General features: G+C 54.6%; 7 protein-coding genes and 1 tRNA gene. 4 read left to right on the forward strand and 4 right to left on the reverse strand.

Annotated elements, in window-relative coordinates; genetic code table 11:
* Positions 1-51: 51 nt before the first annotated feature.
* Entirely contained in the window at positions 52-4,464 is a 4,413-nt protein-coding gene (locus tag Poly21_RS06340) for a trypsin-like peptidase domain-containing protein (protein WP_146406058.1), read from the forward strand.
* Complete coding sequence (locus tag Poly21_RS06345) at positions 4,457-5,593, forward strand: DUF1559 domain-containing protein (protein ID WP_146406059.1); 1,137 nt, start codon at positions 4,457-4,459, stop codon at positions 5,591-5,593. The genes Poly21_RS06340 and Poly21_RS06345 overlap by 8 nt, the downstream gene beginning before the upstream one ends.
* On the opposite strand, the gene Poly21_RS06350 is transcribed toward Poly21_RS06345, so the two are convergent.
* The 3 genes from Poly21_RS06350 to Poly21_RS06360 are packed head-to-tail and all read right to left on the reverse strand — an operon-like array spanning position 5,587 to position 15,851.
* Positions 5,587-10,023 carry a YncE family protein gene (locus tag Poly21_RS06350; protein ID WP_146406060.1) on the reverse strand — a complete coding sequence of 1,479 codons (4,437 nt, stop codon included), beginning with the start codon at positions 10,021-10,023 and terminating at the stop codon, positions 5,587-5,589. The genes Poly21_RS06345 and Poly21_RS06350 overlap by 7 nt on opposite strands.
* Positions 10,024-10,056: 33 nt before the next feature.
* Positions 10,057-12,786: a hypothetical protein gene (locus Poly21_RS06355; RefSeq protein WP_146406061.1), complete on the reverse strand. Its 2,730-nt coding sequence runs from the start codon at positions 12,784-12,786 to the stop codon at positions 10,057-10,059.
* Entirely contained in the window at positions 12,786-15,851 is a 3,066-nt protein-coding gene (locus tag Poly21_RS06360) for a hypothetical protein (RefSeq protein WP_146406062.1), read from the reverse strand. Before Poly21_RS06360 ends, Poly21_RS06355 begins: the two co-directional genes overlap by 1 nt.
* 384 nt (positions 15,852-16,235) lie before the next feature.
* On the opposite strand from Poly21_RS06360, the gene Poly21_RS06365 reads away from it, so the two are divergent.
* The gene (locus Poly21_RS06365) at positions 16,236-16,763 is read left to right on the forward strand and encodes a TFIIB-type zinc ribbon-containing protein (protein ID WP_146406063.1); all 528 of its coding nucleotides are present in this window, start codon (positions 16,236-16,238) and stop codon (positions 16,761-16,763) included.
* A 198-nt stretch (positions 16,764-16,961) separates the two neighbouring features.
* On the opposite strand, the gene Poly21_RS27120 is transcribed toward Poly21_RS06365, so the two are convergent.
* A tRNA-Ser gene (locus tag Poly21_RS27120) sits at positions 16,962-17,076 on the reverse strand.
* 62 nt (positions 17,077-17,138) lie between these two features.
* On the opposite strand from Poly21_RS27120, the gene Poly21_RS06370 reads away from it, so the two are divergent.
* Positions 17,139-18,656 carry a tyrosine-type recombinase/integrase gene (locus tag Poly21_RS06370; RefSeq protein ID WP_302117821.1) on the forward strand — a complete coding sequence of 506 codons (1,518 nt, stop codon included), beginning with the start codon at positions 17,139-17,141 and terminating at the stop codon, positions 18,654-18,656.
* Positions 18,657-19,057 lie beyond the last annotated feature (401 nt).

Raw genomic sequence — 19,057 nt, forward strand, 5'->3', positions numbered from 1 at the left:
GCTATCGAAAGATGTGATGAGAGTTCTTACTCACTGTCAGGACGTAAGAGAATGGCGTTAAGTATTCATTGTGACAACTGCGGTAAGTTCTTCAAAATCGCATCCTTGGATGATCAGGACTCCGTTACCTGTACTGCCTGTGGGCACGTGTTTGAACCGCAGTTAGCGTCCCATGTGACTGGCGAGGACGTGATCGAAGTTGGAGAAGCCGACATTGTTGATCATACTGACGCGATCGGCGACGTGACAGCAAGCGATGTTCAATCGGATGTGATGACTGAGGCATCGGTCGTTGATGCGGTGCCGTCACCCAGGCCCCTGGTCTCCCCTGGCAATGCGGCAGGTGTCCAGCGACCGCGATCAAACTCGCTGCTGTTCGCCGCATTCGCAGGCGCGGGAGCGATGCTATTGGTGGTCGCGATGGTTGGATCGGCGTGGTGGGTGATGGCCCCCGAGATTTCGCAGCCAACGCCGGAGACGGTGGCTGACCCAGGCGTGACCAAGTCATTGGAGATGCCCTGGGACGTTGCCGACGCAAATCGGCATTTGCGTCATAACAAAGAACCCCTTGAGCTCCCATCAAACGCCCGCGAACCAACGAAGAAGCTAAGCACAGTGACGGATCAAACCTTCCCTCGGAAATCAACCGAGGCAGAGGTCCGAGCGAAACTCGAGCGAGGTAAGGAACACGTCGCGGTATCGCCATCTGCTTCCAGAGGCTTGTCCGAGCAGGATCGAGCCCGGGTCATCGAGGAGATCAAGTCTGCAACCGTGTTTATCCGTGTGGAGACGTCAACGGGCCTGCAGTCGGGATCGGGTTTCTTATTCCAGCGGAGCAAAAACTGGGGGACGATCGTGACGAACGTGCACGTGATCGAACCCGACGAGGGGAAGATTGAAAAGATCACTTGCGTTTTCTTTAGTGGGACAAAACGCGAATTTGAGGTCGCCGCAACCGTGTCATGCACGGACGAACGTAGTGATTTGGCCTTTTTAAGAGCCTATGACGAAAAAATCCCCGCCCCCATTCACTCAGCGCGGGATGCCGACGTCTACGAAACGTCCACGGTGTTGGCGGCTGGATTTCCATTTGGTGAGCTATTGAAGACGAATCGACGAAATCCTTCTATCACCATCACGAAAGGCACGGTGTCGAGCTTACGTCGGGACGATTTCGATGTCGTTTCAGTGCTGCAGATCGACGGCGGTATCAACCCAGGAAACTCAGGGGGCCCAGTTGTCTCAGAAGACGGGCGGCTCGTCGGCGTTGCCGTCGCAAAAGTCCAGGGCACAAGTATTGGTTTCGCGATTCCTACCGATGTCCTTCAACAAACCGTCCTGGGACGTATCAAGTGGATTTCTGTTGAGAAAACGAATAAAGAAGTTGGGCGTCATCAGTTCAGAATTCGATTTGCTGATCCCAACAGAATGGTGAAATCAGGGGAGTTGATCGTCTTCCGACGTTCCGATCAGAGCGTCGATCGGCCTGCTGCCAACGGGGCTTGGTCAGCGGCAGCGGAACAGCTGCTGGCGTCGAAACCTCTGCGGGTCGCGACGTTCACTCACGACGGTGTATCCAATGCGAGTACAGTGCTCGACCTCCCGTCCGAAAACAATCTCATGTTTCAGGTCCGGGTCAGTCGCAGAGACGGAGGCGAACATTGGTGCCCGCCCGGCAAGCTACCGCAGTCGCTCGAACTGGGGGTGGCGACCACGGTGCCGTTGAGCGGTGACGAGGATGAACCTGAGGTGGATGATAACAGCGATCGCAAGTCCGCCATCGCGGTCTTGCCAACATTGATGCGAGATTTTGCACTCAACCTGACGACCGGTGATGTCGCGTGTCTTGATCCCGTCAAGCATCAAGTTCATTTGATTCGTGCGGATAGTTTGAAGTCTGCTGACTACAGTTCTTGCCCCAAACTGAGTATCGGCAAAGATCCCGTGTCGATCGCGTATAAGCGGTATCTCGAACGAGATTACTTTATCGCTGCTTGCTCGCAATCGTCCGAACTCTATTTGCTGACCGCGGATTCGCTTGAATTGGTTAACAAAATTTCCATTGGACGGACGCCGATTTCTCGCGTGATGGCGTCGATCAACCATGCTGATCCGTTTGTATATTACAGCGTTGGGGGCGACGGTGACTCATCCGTCGGCGCAATCGATTTACGGCAGATGACGGATTGCGGCGTAGTCTTTGATGGTTCGGCTGACTTCGCGATCTCGGCAGATGGTCGATTCGCCTATCGGCACGCGACTCCATCTTCCCGCGAATTGGAATCGCTTCGCATGGTAAGCGACTTCTCAGCGGATCTACCGACCTTCGTGCGAACCGGCGGCGGGATTGCAACGCCGAGTGCATGCGTTCCAGGCCCCATCGGTCATGTCGTCGCATCCGACACACATATCTATTCGGCTGACCTTAGCGACCAACTCGCTACCCTGGACTTCAATCCAGCCTGTTTTTCGCGGACTCGTCCGGTGATCATTGGTATCTCAGGTAGTCAGCTCACTTCACAGCGGAAGCTGATCCTCCGAGCAGCATCCCTCAACACCTGGTTATCGACTACCGCCAACGTGGAGATCCCACCTGAACTGGTTCACCTCGTCGCGGTTGCCCCGCAACGGGAACGCCCGCAGCCGAATGCCAAGCAGGTGTATCTAGATGCGAGATTGTTTGTGGACGACCTCAATCAGCAGCTGGTTTATGCGTCCCTGGACAAAATCGCATTGATTCCATTGGATGCGTTTAACTTGCGAGACGACGAGCCCATGATGAACTTGTCAGTTTCATCGGCTGATTTACAGGTTGGAGAAGAAACAAAAGTCGATTTGCGAACGACCGATTCGAAGGTCTCGGTCGAAGTGGGGGAGATGCCTGCTGGCATGAAACAGGTCGTCAGTGGATTGAGTTGGCGTCCACAAGGAACGCAAATCGGCACGACAACGATTCCGATTACACTCACATTTGATGACATAGAAAGGAGTGCCGAGTTTCAGGTGCATGTCAGGCAGCCTTCCATAAGAACTCCCTTCGTTGTAAAAGATTTTTTGGTGGATCCCGAGCAAGAGTTCTACGTCTGTTGGTCGGCGCCAAAGGACGTTGGGCAGCTGCCAAGGCGGAGCGGAAAGAAGGGCGGGAAAGGATGTACGTTGTGCTTCATTCCCCTGACTGCCGGATCGGAGACGATCACTACCGAGCTATCCTTCGGTATCAAGCAAGCGGTCTTACTGGGGAACCGGCTGGCCTTGTTGCCAGCAGACGAAGATCAACAGATCTTTATTCATCATCTGGAAACTCTCGAGCGAGAACATTTACTGCTGTCGAGTTTTGCTGTTGAATCGATCGCAGTGCAAGACGCTGAGCTGTCACTTTACGGCGACGGGAGCGTCGATATCTACTCAGCTGAGTCGTTGAAGCGTCTGCGAAATGAAGTTACACAGAGAAAAGTATCACAACTGCGAGAGCATTCGCGCCAGATGTTCGTCGATGGCCGGCTTGTCGGTGGTGTATTGCATGGCTGGTCTGATTCGCAACCGACGTTGATCCTTTCGCCTGGACAGGTGCCCACACTTGCCGACTTCAACAGCAGCTTGATCGACGGTCGTTTTCTGCGTCAGGGCAATTCACCATCGAGCGAGTTGTCAGGACCACAGGATTCGCAATCCCATGCCGCCATTCTCGCGGGGCCCGTCACGATTCCAGAGGCGGATCTGCGAGTCTCACTGGAGAATCGTATGGACGTGACACAGAATTCGGGAGACGGTCGGGAGCAGACAGAGCAACGTGTCAACCTGTTGGTGTCGGGTGGGGGCAGACCGTGGGTCGCACGCGTACCCGTCGTTCGAGAGCTGATGATTCCGGGTGTACGCCCTGGCCGGCCGGTGATGCACGTATCAGGAGCGAACGTATTGGTCGGCTGTGGAGATCGAATCTATCGCCTAAGTGCTTCCTCGCTCCGAGACGAGGCTGCCAGTGAGCCGATTGAAAGCGAGGGGCGCTTGAGTGAGGAACTGCATTTTGCGCCACGTCAGTCGGATTTCATGCTGGCCGACAAAACCTTGTCTCTCAGTCACGAAGTGCTTGGTGGCAGTCCACCGTACGATGTATTTCTGATGACTCGCTGTCAGGGCGTTCAATGGAACGACGAGACAGGCGAAGTAACATTGTCGCGGGAAGCTCTTTTGCCAGCCGCAGCGACGGTTCTCACCGCTCTCGTCGATGGATTGGATTCCAGTAGTGTCAGTACTAAACTGAGAGATCGCGCGCTCGATTTGAGTGACGCATTCGAGCAATTGACGGGACGGACGCTCAATGGCTTTCCAATCGCGGTACCAATCCATCTCAAGGCAAGTGACAGCGAGGGAGCCATCGCCGAGATTCAATACTTTGTCTTGGTCGACATCCCACTGGATGAAGCCGTCGCAGTAACCCAATCAGGTCAAATGAAAGATGAATAAACACATCGAACGAGCGGGCTCTGGGATGTTTCTGTTGATATGCATTCTGATCGTGCTCTCCGTTGCGGCGATGTCAGTGCAGCGTGCCCGCGAGCTTGCCAGTTCGGATCGGTGTCGCGATAACTTACGGCGTCTCGGCATCGGTCTTCAAAACTACCACATGGCTTACGATACGATGCCTGCTGGCGCGGGAGGAACGACGGGCGGATATGGTTTCCCTCGCCAACTGAGCGGCGAAAAAGACTCCAATCGTGGGCGTTTATCCGGCTTTGCAGCTTTGCTGCCGTTTATCGATCAGTCAGCGGCCTATTCGAAACTGAAGGGAAATCGTACCGGCAGTTTTCCCCCGATGGGCCCCGTCCCATCGTACGACCCGTCCGAATATACCTTGTGGTCAGTCCAGTTTGACGCATTCCTTTGCCCGTCGGACCCGGCGGTCAAAGAAGACTATGGCATGCGAAGTTATGTTATGAATTATGGTGACGCCGTCGACTCGGTCGGCCGGCTCTTTGACGATTCGGCCGAGGACCAGGTATTGAGACGTGAGGTGGGGCGAGGAGCCTTTGTCCCTCACGCGTCCATTCGTAATCGCGATTTTCTGGATGGTCTTTCGAACACGGTCATGCTCAGCGAAACGATGATCGGTGTGGGTACCGAAAAATCTGGGGCAATGGTTGTTCGCGGAGTTCCCGGTCTGATTCAATCGCCTGGCAACGCACTGAAGACAGCGACAGCTTCACAAGAACCATATCGACCGGGACAGATCATTTGGTCGGTCGGCAAAGGGTCGCGTTGGGCCGAGGGGAGTTTTCTCGTCAATGCTTTCACGACGGTGTTGCCGCCCAACGGGCCCTCAGCCACCTTACCTAGGGATCCCGAAAGTGGATGCATTTCCCCGTCGTCCTATCACCTCGACGGCGTGAATGTCTTGATGGGCAATGGGGCGGTACGTTTCGTCTCCAATACCATAGATGTCGGTGACTCCAACGCCGCGTCCATTTCGCCGCTGCTCGAAAACGGGGGTGAGGAGAGTCCATTCGGGGTGTGGGGAGCCATGGGGACACGGGCCGGGATCGAGATCATCCCTTCAGAAAGGGAGGCAGCGTTTCAAACCTATCCAGGCTACTGATGCACATCCACATCAACTAGATAGGCGTGAAACAAAGCAGCCTTTTCTCCCGTGGCGTTTTCCGCGGTCACGTAAGCATACACCGGAACAGGAATGTTTCGGGGAGCACGACCGGCTAAGCTGCGGTACGCATCGGTGACCTGCGAGCGATAAGCCGCCAATGCATCGGAGTTCAGCTTTTTCAGTTGTTCCGGTGACAGGGTATGGCTGCGGTAGGACTGATCGTTGATGCCTGCGATCTTCTGAGCAGCCTCAACGAGTGCCTGGATCGACTCAAACGCGATTTGGAAGGAGCCATCGGTGGACTCACCCTCAAACAGAACCTTTGCGTTGTTGTCCTCCGTAGAAAAGTCGCCGCGTTTTGTTGTGTAACCACTCATCAGTCTCAGGCGATACTTCACAGCATCCGGAGCAGCATACTGCACCTCGGTGGGGCGGGCCGCATTGAGCAGGAACGTCGACTGAACCGGTTGGAAGTTGAATCCAATCTCTGGCAACTCCCAGAGGGAGTAAGGAATGAAACGAACTCTGCCGTCGATGATCGTGGCTGAAAATTCTGGTCCGTGCGATACCGCCAATGGACCTCCCCCACGCACTTCTGGGTCGGGTGCTTGCAAAGCTGGTCTAAGGATCTTGCGGATCTTGTTCTCGTGATCAAACGCCACTTCGCCAACGACTTCCGCCCCTTCCCGCTGGACGTGTAAACGGCATGGATACATCGGTAGCTGGTGTCCGGTGACGTTGGCTCGAGAGTCGTGGAGCGTTAACAGAACCGGACCCGACGGCTCGAGACGCGCGGCTTTCTCAAAGCCCTTAACGTGTCCAAGAACGTTTCTGTCTGGTCCCACACCAAAGGCGATCGGCAACGCTAGTAACCGAGGCTCTCGCATGGCTTTGTCCCAGTGGACTCCCTCCCACATCCAACCATCGCCAAATTCTTCTGCGAGCAAGGTCGACGTCGTCGGAACACCAGGTTGAATTGGCTTGAGGGACGGAAGTTCAAATCGCTCTCCTGTTGTCGATGAACTCGCAGCAACATATTTGTCAGCAACGACAACAACTCTTGTGGCTTGACCCTGCAAAGGAACCTGTTTGATTGGCTTGAGTGTCCTGTGGTCAAAGCGGATCAGCCGCGGTGGATTCGGAAGGGTGGCGCAAATCCCGCTGGGACTGATCGCGGCAAATTCGATCTCCCCGGGGGCCTCATCGTGCCGTAGCACTTCGCCTCGGCGCCAATCGTAGACGCCCACCATGTACTTGATACCTGGGGGCGGAGCACTCATTTTCCGTTGGTGCTGCCAAGATACTTCCATGTCCGAATCATTCCCCCAGATCACCGCCAGGTCGGAATCTCGCTGAAATGAAATACCGTTGACGTAGAACGGCAATGCCGCCGGGTCATGGGATCCACCCAGTTTAACATTCACTCCGAAGTAGGTGTCCTTGACGAGTTCACCCGAACGAGCTCGGATGCCGAGTGACAGCTTGCCGATCTGTTTTGCACTAGGAGTCCAAGTCAATGAATCCCCTACGATTGCAATCGAACTGTCTTGGGTGCTGACGAACTTAGCCTGTTCGCGAAAATCGTCCCGTGGTAGACGATTCTGGAGCGGCGGCTTCGGTTTGGGAACAGCGGCACGGGGGGCAGTGTTGAGACCACCTCTCATCACTGCAATGGTATCGGTAACAAGGATGTTGAGTGTTGCCACCTTCGTAATCGCGATGACTTCCTTGGGGTCGTCGCCCTGGACAATGCACACCGCAGCGCGAACGGGTCTCGTCCGGGCATACTGATAAACTCGTCCGAGCCCGTCCGTACGAGGTTCGAGCGATGGCCGAATCGCATCGCTCAGTGGCTCGAAAGTTAACGACATGTCGTTATTCGCAGTCACTGTTTCGATGGCTACCATTTTTCGATCAGGATTGTTTTCATCGTCGGTTCGGTCAATCTTGCCATCGTCGTTGAAATCCCTGAATGTCAACTCGCTGGTCGTGTACTGACGCGTCCATTTGCCATCGGGTGTCTGCAACAGCACGATGATCTCGAAATCATTTCTCAACGTGATATCGGAGGGAATGGAATACGTTGGAAACGGACCGAAGGTGAGCGAATCACGATAGGAAACCTGAATATGAGAGTCTGTTTCGTTTTTCTCTTCGACAAAGTAGGGGGACTGATCAATCAACTCATAGGTCACATCGGCTTCTGACGGAGTTTTCAATGGAATTGAAATCTCCTCGCCGATGCTGACCGCCGCAGGGATATCAGACGTGACTGTTAACCAAGGCTCCTGCGGCACGCCGTCAAGCAAATCTGACCAGACGAAGATCGAACTGTTGGTCGCCATGATGGCTAGCCCCCGTGTTTCGTCGAGGAAACCCCATAGGTTCGGGTGATAATGGGCCCGCGATTCATTGCTAACTGACCGCTTCGCGATCCCATCTTTGAAGCCTTTCGTTGCATGCACTTTGTAGTTATTGGCAGAAATGATCTTGATCCAGCCATCTGGGTCGATCGCTTGCTTGGCATTCGATTTCTCCACGCCCAGTAAAATGGCGTTCTCTTTTCCGCTATCGAGCAAACGCACACCTGTGTTGTCTGTGACAAATAGGTCTCGACTGCACAGGTTATGAGATGCCAACGTTTGGATACCCAAGGGGCCTGAGGCCAGGCGAGAGCCATCGTAACGGTCGATTTCATGGATATGCGTTAACCTTCCAAGCGTGCCATCACCCGGAAGCTTCTCGTAGCGGTAGGACGAATTGATGCCAAATAGCGTCGAGCCATCAGCTGAAACTTCTAGACGACTATCTGGCTCGTCTGCCGTGCGTCCCGATGGCAGTGGTTCTGTTTTGCTGTCGAGTTTCATAGTCGACAGATCAAATCTTCCTACAACGTTATTTTTATATGTAGTTCCATGTCGCTCGAATGACTGAATCGCCGCAAAGTACAGGAACGGGTCATTGGAATCTCGACTGGAACCAATATCCTGAATATTGATGCTCTGAGGATCACCAGTTGAGAGTTCGCCAATCGATTGGAGAGTTTCGACGTCGTAGAGCCAGACGTTCGCACTTTGATTGCACGCTACCGCGTAGAGCCTCGTGTCCTTCCACGGTTTGATGGTGACGGCAGTCGGCAGGCCGGGTGTGGCAAAGATCGCGATCGGGTCGGCTGGTCCGCTTAGCAGATTGTCGATGTCATAGACAGCAACGACGCCACTTTTACCATCGGCTCGATCCAGAGTGAGCGCAATTCTGCCTGACGGTTCGTCGTAGGCGATCGACCAAGTCTTGGTAGGGAGCACATGATTCTCCGGCGAGCCTTCCAACCGAAAGGAATTTTCGTCGGGTTTGATTTCTGCAAGGATCGGGTGTGCCTGTAAACTGCCCTGCTCCCGTTCCTGAGTTTCCTGGCCACTCTTGGATTTTTGTTTGCGGTTCGACAGCATCTCCTGTTCTTGCTGCAGGTTCTGCGCTGGATCCAATGGCGGCGAACTTGGCTGTACCTGCCGCGCTGCTTGAGTCGCTGATGCGGCAACCTGCCCGAGTGAATCTGTTGCTGCAGATGAATCGGCGGCGTTTACCATCGGCTTGGCAGCGGTAGCCCTCGATCCCGTACCGAAGAACACATAGCCTTCGATACCAAGCAGTGCCAAACCCAACGCCACCCCGGCTGCTAGCGCTCTCCAAGGAATTCTCTGGCTCGGGGCATGATCCGAGGTGGCCTGTTTTGACTCTACGGACTTTACATCGGACGACGTTCTCGGCGGCGATAAGCCCTGAAGGGGAAATGCCGGGACCCGTTCGGCACTGCTCGTTCCAATTGCCATAGAAGGAAAGGTATTCGCTGGTGCCGCTAAAGGGTCAACGTCAAACTCAGGCAGTTGATCGAAAGTCTGTCCATTTTCGAAATCGGGAATGTCTCCAAACCCGGACGCGTCGTCAAACGCTGGGGCATCGTTAACGTGTTCTGCTCCGCCTTCATGATCTGCTGGATTCATTCCGACCGTGGGTTGCTGAGCGGTTATGTTGATCGCTGATTGGCTGGGCGCTTTCTGAACGGGCGACGCTTTTGGCTTTGGAGGACCTTGCGGAGGCGGACGTTTTGAAATGGTAAACGTTTGCTGGCACTTGGGGCATCGCGCTCGCTTGCCGGTCAGCTTGGATCGCACTTTGAGTTGATGTCCGGCCGGACATTTAACAATGATTGTCGATTCGGGCGTCGGACCAGAATCACTTGAGTCGGCAGGTGGCGCTAGCGATTGCTGTGGTGTTTGCGTTGCCGACTCAGGGAGCGTTGAAGAGGAAGCGGAATCCTTACCAACTGTTAACAGTGTCTTGCAACTCGGACAACGAATTGTTTTGCCTAACAATTCTTCCTTCACGTTGAGTAGATGCCCCTGGGGGCAGGTGATACGCAATGGCATGAGACTGCATTTCCTGTCACGTCGAATGAATGCTCAATGAAAATTAATATTGTCTAACTTCAATTCAGGCGAAGGCATAACGTGCAGGTCGAACTCCATAGGTTCTTCTTTCCCGTACTCGCTCATGGCAGTGATGATCACGTGGTGTTTGCCTTCGGCCACGTCAGCAGGCACATTCCAAGTTGCCTTACCACTATCGTCCAGTTGCATACCAAGTGGTCCCGCGGATATTTGATACGTGACTCTTCCACGTGGAAACGCTTTCAGCTGATACGACCATTGACGGCCGGGGCGAACCCAGACATGAGGGGATGACACTACGATTGGCAGTAGAGTTTGAACACGCTCCAAAGCGGTTTCGACATCCCATTGATAGAACTCAAACTGAAGTTTCTTGGCATCGAATCGAACCAACCGATTTACGGACGGCACAAACCATATCTGCTCGTGGTCGAGGATCGGTGAAGGTGGACGCATCTGCAGCCCACTTATGGGCAGATCGTTTAAAGTCGAGATCGATTCTGGAAGCGAATGGTGATAGATCTGAGCGTCGATCTGGTATCCGTACTGAGGACGGAATGAGGATCCGACTTGGTAACTCTCTCCCTTGACGGCGCAGATCAATGGTCCTGAGACCGCCGGAAAGGACACCCCACTCGATGTGGGCGACGGCTGGGGGGCCCAGCGACGGTCAAACACACTCTCACCGATATACGCGTGGCTTCCGTCGGAAGACATTCTGACAGTGCTGGGGCGGATCTCGCGTCGAGCGTAAACTTGGTATTCCAAACCCACCGGTACCAGCGAAATTAAATCGTTACCCCTCGTCGCTGAGAGAGTCATCCCGTTCTCGGAAATCCCAGTTACGGCGATCGGCGTCGGCCGCAGATTTGGCCGCTGATTGGGATCACGAATCGATGGCATCCTGAGGGGCGCAAGCGTTTGGCTGTCGAAACGGTACAGCTCATTTGAATGGATGCCTCCGACTATCAACGGGCCATCTGATGAGGCGCCGAGTAACATTAGCCTCGCCTCGCCTTCAAATGGTACCTGTACTTGGTGCGAAATGGTCAGGTCACTGAGTCGCCAGCGTGTAAGTGTTTGATCAACCGGATCGTGAACGATCACGCACTCCAATCCTGTCGCAAAACGCGTGCCCGTGTGTGGCGCTGGTAGACTTGCAATCAGGTTTCCGGAGGCGGTGCTGAGTATCGAAATGGCACCCGGTTGACGAAAAACTAATGCACGTCCTTCTGCAGCAGGACGAATGATGCTCGGTCTGGCTTTGACCCCGAGCTTGACTATCGCGTCAGCCAGCTTATGGGGGTCCTGTTCCGCCAGCCACGCGGTTGACGGCGGATCGATCAGCCATCGGGCGACCGCTGCTTGGTCTTTTATACGCTGGGCGATATTTGCGTCACTTGATTTCTCGCCTGCAGATCGAACCACGATCGCCATCGGATGAATCGTTTGGTTTTCACCTAACGAGACGCGAAGATCGACGTGGATTGTCAAGTCTTTGTCCAGTTCCGGTGGCAGCCAATGTAGTATTCCTTGCTCATCGATCGTCAGTCCATGCGGTGCGCCGATCACTTCGAACTTGGTTTCACGATCCATGCCGACGAGTCGAACCCGGTGGGTGAATGTTCGATTGGCATGAGCGGTCAACCGCAAAGGTGATCTCAGTGCCAAGCCTCTCGAATCCAACGGGGGCAATAGATTTCCCGGACCGATGTGGTGGACTCTCAGCCGGCCGATTCGATCATCGACGGTGATGATCAACCCATCACGTGAGTTGAGGTGAACTCGTTGTCCCACCGGGAGACGATCTGTTCCCGTCTCAAGTAATATGCCAGGCACCTTGCCTAGCGGCTCACTGTCTCCATCGCTCATATAGTACGCCTCCAAACCGGAGCCATTCTGTGCCGGACGCATGCTCAGATAGTACGATCCCCCACGATCATGAATCGTGATCTGGCCGTCGGCGCTGGACGCTCGTGATTGAGTGATCGACTCCTTGCGAGCTTTCGTGTCTTCCTGATCCAGGGGAACGGCCCAGCCGAATAGGTAGCGGCCTTGCCGATCCGGCTGCATCCAATTCGTCTTTTCATGCTCGGAACAGAATTGCCCGACCACGCCCTTGGCATCAACCCGTAGCAACAATCCCGCTGGAGCCACATAGAACGTGGTTCCATCGTCGGATGCCGTCGCAAAACCTGAGCTTTTGATATCGCCGGCAACGATCGCGCGGCCGATGAGATCGATCTCGTCGACAACAGGGGCCAAGGTGTTCAGATTCAGCAGGCGAACCTCTTCGAGTGGCCAGCGACACTCTTGTGGAACAAGTAGCAGTGGGCCGTCTGACGCCGCACCGATCGCTGCATATCCAACATTCATGTCTAAATTGAGCGGCGATTCGGAGAGCTTCTGTGCCGCTGGCAACGACCAATGCTCGATGCGCTTCTTGTTAGGATCGATTACGACGAGACGATGATTCCCTGCCGCGATCACCGCATCGTCTGAGGGCAATACCACATGAGCAATGGTCTGGCTCGTGAGCGTATCAAAGATGGCGAGGCGATCGACTAAACGCAGAATCAGGAATCGGCCTGCCCCACCAACATGCACGTCAAGGATGCGCCCAACGTCGCCTCCCTCGGGTTGGGGCGACGTGGCTTGAGTTTTGCCCTCCGGTGTCGCCTGGCAAATGCCAGCACTGCACAAAATCCAGAAGAGCATCAAACAGAGTCGATTCACGTGCATCAGCGTGCTCCACCTGTGGACGAACCGCCGGTGTCCGTTGGCATGTTGTTGCTCATGGTTGATCGGGGAACATCGATCAAGTAGACGTGAGACAGCACATCTGTCGATAAGTCGGGGCCCGTGGCGGAAGCTAAGGCAGTGACAGCCATGGGAACACCGGACGGCTTTCGAGACGTGATGCTTTCGTAAGCATCACTCACCCTATCGAGATAGCCCTGCAATCGCGCCTGCGGATCATTCCCGCTGCCACGGCCTCCAGGCAACTTGGCCCACAGTTCGGTGGCGATCTCATCAATGTGGCTGAGGTCGATGGTGAACTCTCCATCGGTCGACTCCAGTGTGACGTTCTGTCCGCCTTGAAACGCGACCAACTCGAGCTGGTATGATGTCGCTCCGGCAGCCTCGTACTTGACCTTGGGCGAGCGCCCTGTGAGGACCATATCGGATTGAATCGGAGCGATATGAAATGGACGAGGCATCATCGCATACAGAGGTCGAGCGTCTACGACGAACACCCTTCCCGCGCAGACGACGTAAATGGTGTCCTTGGTGAATGCGATGTCTTGCATGCCCCGATCGGTGCTCAATTCTTTGGGGCGAGGCATTAACAGAAGGCGGTGCCGTTCCTCATTGTTGTCAATGGATCGAAACACGAGATCGCAACTGTCGTTGCTGACTTCCACAGCAATATTGGCAGGCAAATGAAAAGAGTCATAAGAGTTCTTGTCGTTCCAGCCCCCGCGATTCACTTTGACCGACGTTGGCAGGTCGTAGATGAAGCCTTGGTAAATCTGCTGCGTTTTTTTGTCGCCAAACGGCCCGCTTGAAAGTCCACTTCCCAGAGAGGCAAATGGGGCAGAGCGGTAGATTAGCCGGCGTTCTTTCATTTTCGGGCCCCACAGCAACCCATCAAAAGTCCAGCCATCGGCAACACGCTGGCCGCTCAGTTTGTCTCTGTCGGCCCGCGTTGTCCCATTGATCGTGAGTCGCTTCATGTCGGGCATGGTGTAATAGGCCCAGCGATCTGAGTTGCTGACGCCAATCACTTTGTTGCCAATCGATACAAGCTTTCCACTCTCAACGTTGGCTTCGCCAGCTATTTGGAGATCAAGCAGTTTTAGTCGAGTGATACTCGCCTCACGGTTTCCCTTTGGACTGTAAGCGAGCAATTCGTTTTGAAAAAATGTAAGTGCCTCAATCGGGAACGCTACCGACAAGTTCGCTTTCGGTGCTCTCGACTGAGCGTCGAACACAGCGATTTCCCCTGACGCTCTGAAAGCGCGAAACTCGTCCTCCATCGTCTTGGCAACTGGCTGGTGCCCTCTCACCGCAATGGTGGTTTCATCCGCTGAGACACTGACTCCATCGGCAAAAAACTCGACTGACAGCGTCTCTGTAACGGGGCGATCAACTTGCACATTCCAGCGAGCAAGGTGAGTCGCATGATCTTTGCTGATGCGTGCAACGAATGTGTGGAGGCCGTCCTGACCAGATTTCGGCGTCCAGCGGAATCGATTTCCTTGCATGGATGCTCCCCTCGATTCGACCAGTTCGACGCTAGCATCCTGCACGGCGAGAGGGATATCAAATTCGATTGTGTCACCAATCGTTCCGCTTACGGACGGTGTACTCTCCAAGAACAATCTCGGCTCAGGAGGCACATCGAAGGCTGCATACGGGATGCTCAATAGATCGGGGCCCGCGATCAACAATCGCTTGCGAGTATCGTCAGCAACTATTTTGCAGCGGAAAACATCGCTCCAAGTATGACCGCCTCGTTGACTGAAGATTCTTCGTAGATGTGATGCGATGCCTTCAGGGGTTAAGTGGTGTTCCGACAGGCCATCGCGAGGGATCCACGGCTTTGGGATCGCAAATCGCTTGATTGCTTTTCCATCGTTGAGTGATGCAAGTATTAATTCCGATTTCTCAACTCCGAATATCCACGAGTTATCAACAGAGACTGCTTCGGGGATCGTGTCATATTCACCGAGTTGCTGTTTAAAGTCGGGGGCGTAGATCTCACCTCGAATCGCTACGAAACGCCCCAGTCGATCAACGTACGGTATGGGCGTTCGATGGTTATATTTGCTCACACCGTGTTCGACGTGAGTCCATCCCCGCTGATCGGCGAGCTGTACTGAAATCGGTCCACGCCAATTGCGGACAACCCAGGTTCCATCGTACGTTGCCTGGCCAGGCCCCGCGCAGGTTGGCCATGTCTTAACAATCTCCAGCGTGTTTACATTGATTTGATAGCTGTTTCCTCGGTCAGCAAACGCGAATGCGAAGTCGACTTGAGGCGACTTAGGGCACGTCACCGAAACGCTGCTTTCATCGGACAATGAAATCTTTTTCTGCAGTTCCAGTGTTACGGCGTCGATGATCGCGATACCTGCAGGACTTGCGTAAGAGACCAGAAATTTCTCGCCATCCGGGAGAGGTTTGTAGTCCACTGCGACAACGTTACCTGATAGTTTGACCAACTTGACAGACTCTTGCGTTCCGCCTGTTTCAATGACGTCATGGGTGAGGAAGCCGACTTCCCGCTGCCAGGGACCAACGATCGCGAGGGTGCCCGCCGCGGGAGCGTATGAGTAACGCGGCACGTACTTTTGGTCAAAGTATGTGCGGCGTTCCTCATCGGTGAACTCACGTTGTGGGAGCGAGAGTTTGAAGAACGGCCCGAAGGGGTCACCTGACAAGGGATTGCTGACCTCGGAGGGCTCGCTGGTCTGCTGTGAGATGGCGTCCAGTTTATGGTGATCGGACGGCAATTGATTTTGAGAAGGTTCCTGCCCAGGGGTAACCTCCGTACTCTCGGTGGCGGGCGTTGTGGCGGAAGGCACCTCGCCGGCAGTTGGTGATTCACTTCCGAGTTGAGCCAACTGTTGAGGCTCGGTGCGACTTGCCGTCCACCAAATCAAGACCAAAAATAGGCTGCCAATCCCAAAGACAAGACTTGCCGATCCAAGGAACACCACGACCGGACTGGTGAAGTACGCAGTGGGTGACCGTTGCTCAGTCGGTTGCGGGCGGTGGGACATCTGTTTCGTGTCAGCCATCGTTAACGTTGAAGAAGAGGTCCTCCAGATACGACTACGTGTGGCTGGAGACCTCGTAAGGTAAGATCGTACACCATAGAAGGAGACTTGTGTTGTTTTCGTGGTCTCTGCGCCGCTGGTTGAATTTTGTATCGTACTTTCGCAGATCGATGGCTAGGGCGGGCCGCTGCCTCGATGTCGGCGATCTGCCCACCGCGCACGGCGATGTCTCGGTTGCGTGCCATGGCCTGGAGTATCGATACCCCATCGATGGGCAGTGCCGGCACGAGGCTCGGTACTGCGACGACCTCTGCGGAGAAGAAAGACTGATAGAATGGCTACGGCCGCTCGCCGCTACGAGCCAATTCCAACTGAACCAATGTTGAACGTGCATTCGATCTGCTTATGAAACTGATTTCATTAACCTGCAACCACTGTGGCGCGCCGCTCGACGTTCCAAAATCAGCGAAGTTCGTGACGTGCGCCTACTGCAACGCACGCTTATCGATTCATCACACTGGCAGCACGTATTCCACTGAGTTACTCGACGAGATCAAGCAAACCACCGACACCCTCGTTCGAGACGTGGAAAAACTGAAGGGGAATTCCGAACTCGACCGGCTCGATCGGCAGTGGGATCGGGATCGCAGTCAATTCATGTCCACCCATGAGAACGGAACTCAGAGTGTGCCGTCGAAGGGGCCGATCCTGTTCGGAACCGGCTGCGTGGCCATGTTTGGAGTCTTTTGGACCATCCTCGCGGGCAGCATGTTTCCGCCGATGGCCTTATTTGGAATCGTTTTTATTCTCTTCGCCGTCGGAAGCGGGATCTATGGCAGCAAGAAGGCTGATCAGTACGAGCAAGCCAAGCGGAGCTATCATCAGCAACGCCGCAAATTAATTGCCGAGCAAAACCAAGCAGAGGCGGATTGAGACGCTCTGCAACCCCGTATCACCCAGCGGGCAATTCAAAGGTGCAGCCAGATCCGACCCCGATTCGTCATCCGCACGCGCTCATTGCCCGTCGACGGACGCCGTACCCTATCTGTCCAACCACGAGACGCGCTGCAGCGGCGCCAGCCCAACACGAAAAAAAACCGGAAAACAACTGCTTTCCGGGGTTTTCGATCGATCGGGATGACAAGATTCGAACTTGCGACCTCTGCACCCCCAGTGCAGTCGCCTGCTCGAAAACGCAGTGTTTTGCGGCGTTTCAGAAGGCCGGTGATACCTTTTCTCTTCCCGATCGTGTAAAAAAGGTATCACCGAGGGTATCACCGAGCAGTCAAACCAACAGGAGGATCTATCGTGCCGAGAAAGCGTCAAATGACTTGGCAAGCGGGGACTGAGAACCGTAGCGGCCGCTGGCGGAAAAAGTATAAGGGCCGGGTCTTTCAGGCTTCAGGCGGACGCGGCAAGCACGACGGGGAGGCCTACAGCAACGCATGGGACGGCTTTCAGGAATTCAAAAAGAAGATCGATGAGGAGGAAGCGCAAAAGCCGAAGCCGCAGCAGGCGGAGTACGATGAGGCCATTGGGGAATGGCGGCTCGTGCTGCAATGGTCGATGGAAAATGCCAACACGCAGTACGCGTCACTAGCGAGAAGCAAAGTTGAAGAATTGACGACCCGCCTGGAACGTTCTAAGCCGCAGCCGCTGAATCCGGAGGATCGATTCCGTTCCCACCTCGGCTGGCCAGCACATCTCATTGAATCGGTGGCTGCCCGTATCCCGAAGCCTTCGGAGCCGACAGATCAATCGCCACCGGTAGTAATCGACCCATCTACGCTGGACACCTCGTCGATGGATGGCACTTCGCAGCGAATTGAACGTGAGATCTGGCGGGATCGTCTTCAAGTCCAGGAGCAAAAACAAGTCGAAGACCACAATACGCTTGGCACGAGTGTGGACTCCTATTTGGCGACGAAACTGGCCAAGGTTAAGGCTGGTCACCTCACCGCTGGCCGTTACGATCCCATGCGTACTCACCTGCACCACTTTCGCGATTGGCTCGGTGCATCGACTGCGGTCACGTCGATCAATGGAAAGGTTCTTACTGATTATCATTCGGAAATGCTCACTGCTATCTCCGAAGAGAGGCTGTCTGCTGATTACACCAAGAACCGGCTAGCCACCGTCAAATCTTTCGTCCAATGGCTTTGGCGGATCGAGGCGATCGAAGAACTGCCACGCGTACTGTCGCCTGGAAGCCACGATTTGCGAATCAGCCGCAAAACCACGACGCCTGAGGTCTTCACCATCGAGGAAGTTAAAACTCTACTCGCTGCTGCAACGGATCGCACGAAGCTGTACCTGCTTCTAATGCTCAACACGGGATCGACCCAGAAAGACCTAAGCGACTTGCTGCCCTCCGAGGTAGATTGGAAAAAGGGGACGATCACGCGGAAAAGATCGAAGACCGCGAAACACAAGGGTGTTCCGACCGTGACCTACGTCCTGTGGAAGGAGACGTTTCGCCTGCTGCAGCAGGAGCGAAGCTCGGATGCCGCGACTGTACTCGTGAACCACGAGGGAACTCCACTAAAAGTGGAGACCCTAGCCGATGATGGGAAGCTGAAAAAGATCGACAACGTGGCGAGTGCATTCTCCAGACTTAAGCGAAAGAAAGGCATCAAAAAGCCGCTAAAATACTTTCGAAAAACATCGGCGAACCTAATCAAGTCGAATAAGGATTACCGCGGATTGGAGGTGCTATTTCTCGGCCATGCACCGGCAACGGTCGCAGACCGTCACTATACCCAAGCTCCGCAGCAACAGCTAAACGAGGCACTCGCCTGGCTCGGCAAACAGTACGGGATCGAATAGAGCGGGCGCAGCACCCATCTTTGAGCGACAAGCCCGTCAGTGAAGGGATTCCATCCCCAAAATTGGACGTGATGGCCTGCGCTTTGTTAGAGCCACCTTTGCAGCACTGGCGGCCAACCCAGTATTGCATTTGACGAAGCGAATCATCGCAGTGGTGACGATGCCGGTGGGTCCATAAAAGCCTTTGCAAGAATCGACCGACTGGGTGCAAAGGTAAATAGGCACACCGGCAAGCAGTCCGATCATGTGCGGTCCTCCACTCGCTGACCTGGCTGCCGATCCGTGGCGACCTCTACTCGGATGCGAACACCGCAGGGCAGTTCAATGGTGGTGCAGGCAAGAGATGGGGCCGCTTGATCAGTTGCTCCGGCATCTATCAGGAGAACAACGGGACGACAAAG

Source organism: Allorhodopirellula heiligendammensis, assembly GCF_007860105.1.
GTDB lineage: Bacteria > Planctomycetota > Planctomycetia > Pirellulales > Pirellulaceae > Rhodopirellula > Rhodopirellula heiligendammensis.

Excerpts from the sequence above, each read along its gene's own strand:
- Poly21_RS06340 (WP_146406058.1), top strand. The coding sequence starts at position 52 with ATGGCGTTAAGTATTCATTGTGACAACTGCGGTAAGTTCTTCAAAATC.
- Poly21_RS06345 (WP_146406059.1), top strand. The coding sequence starts at position 4,457 with ATGAATAAACACATCGAACGAGCGGGCTCTGGGATGTTTCTGTTGATA.
- Poly21_RS06350 (WP_146406060.1), bottom strand. The coding sequence starts at position 10,023 with ATGCCATTGCGTATCACCTGCCCCCAGGGGCATCTACTCAACGTGAAG.
- Poly21_RS06355 (WP_146406061.1), bottom strand. The coding sequence starts at position 12,786 with ATGCACGTGAATCGACTCTGTTTGATGCTCTTCTGGATTTTGTGCAGT.
- Poly21_RS06360 (WP_146406062.1), bottom strand. The coding sequence starts at position 15,851 with ATGGCTGACACGAAACAGATGTCCCACCGCCCGCAACCGACTGAGCAA.
- Poly21_RS06365 (WP_146406063.1), top strand. The coding sequence starts at position 16,236 with ATGAAACTGATTTCATTAACCTGCAACCACTGTGGCGCGCCGCTCGAC.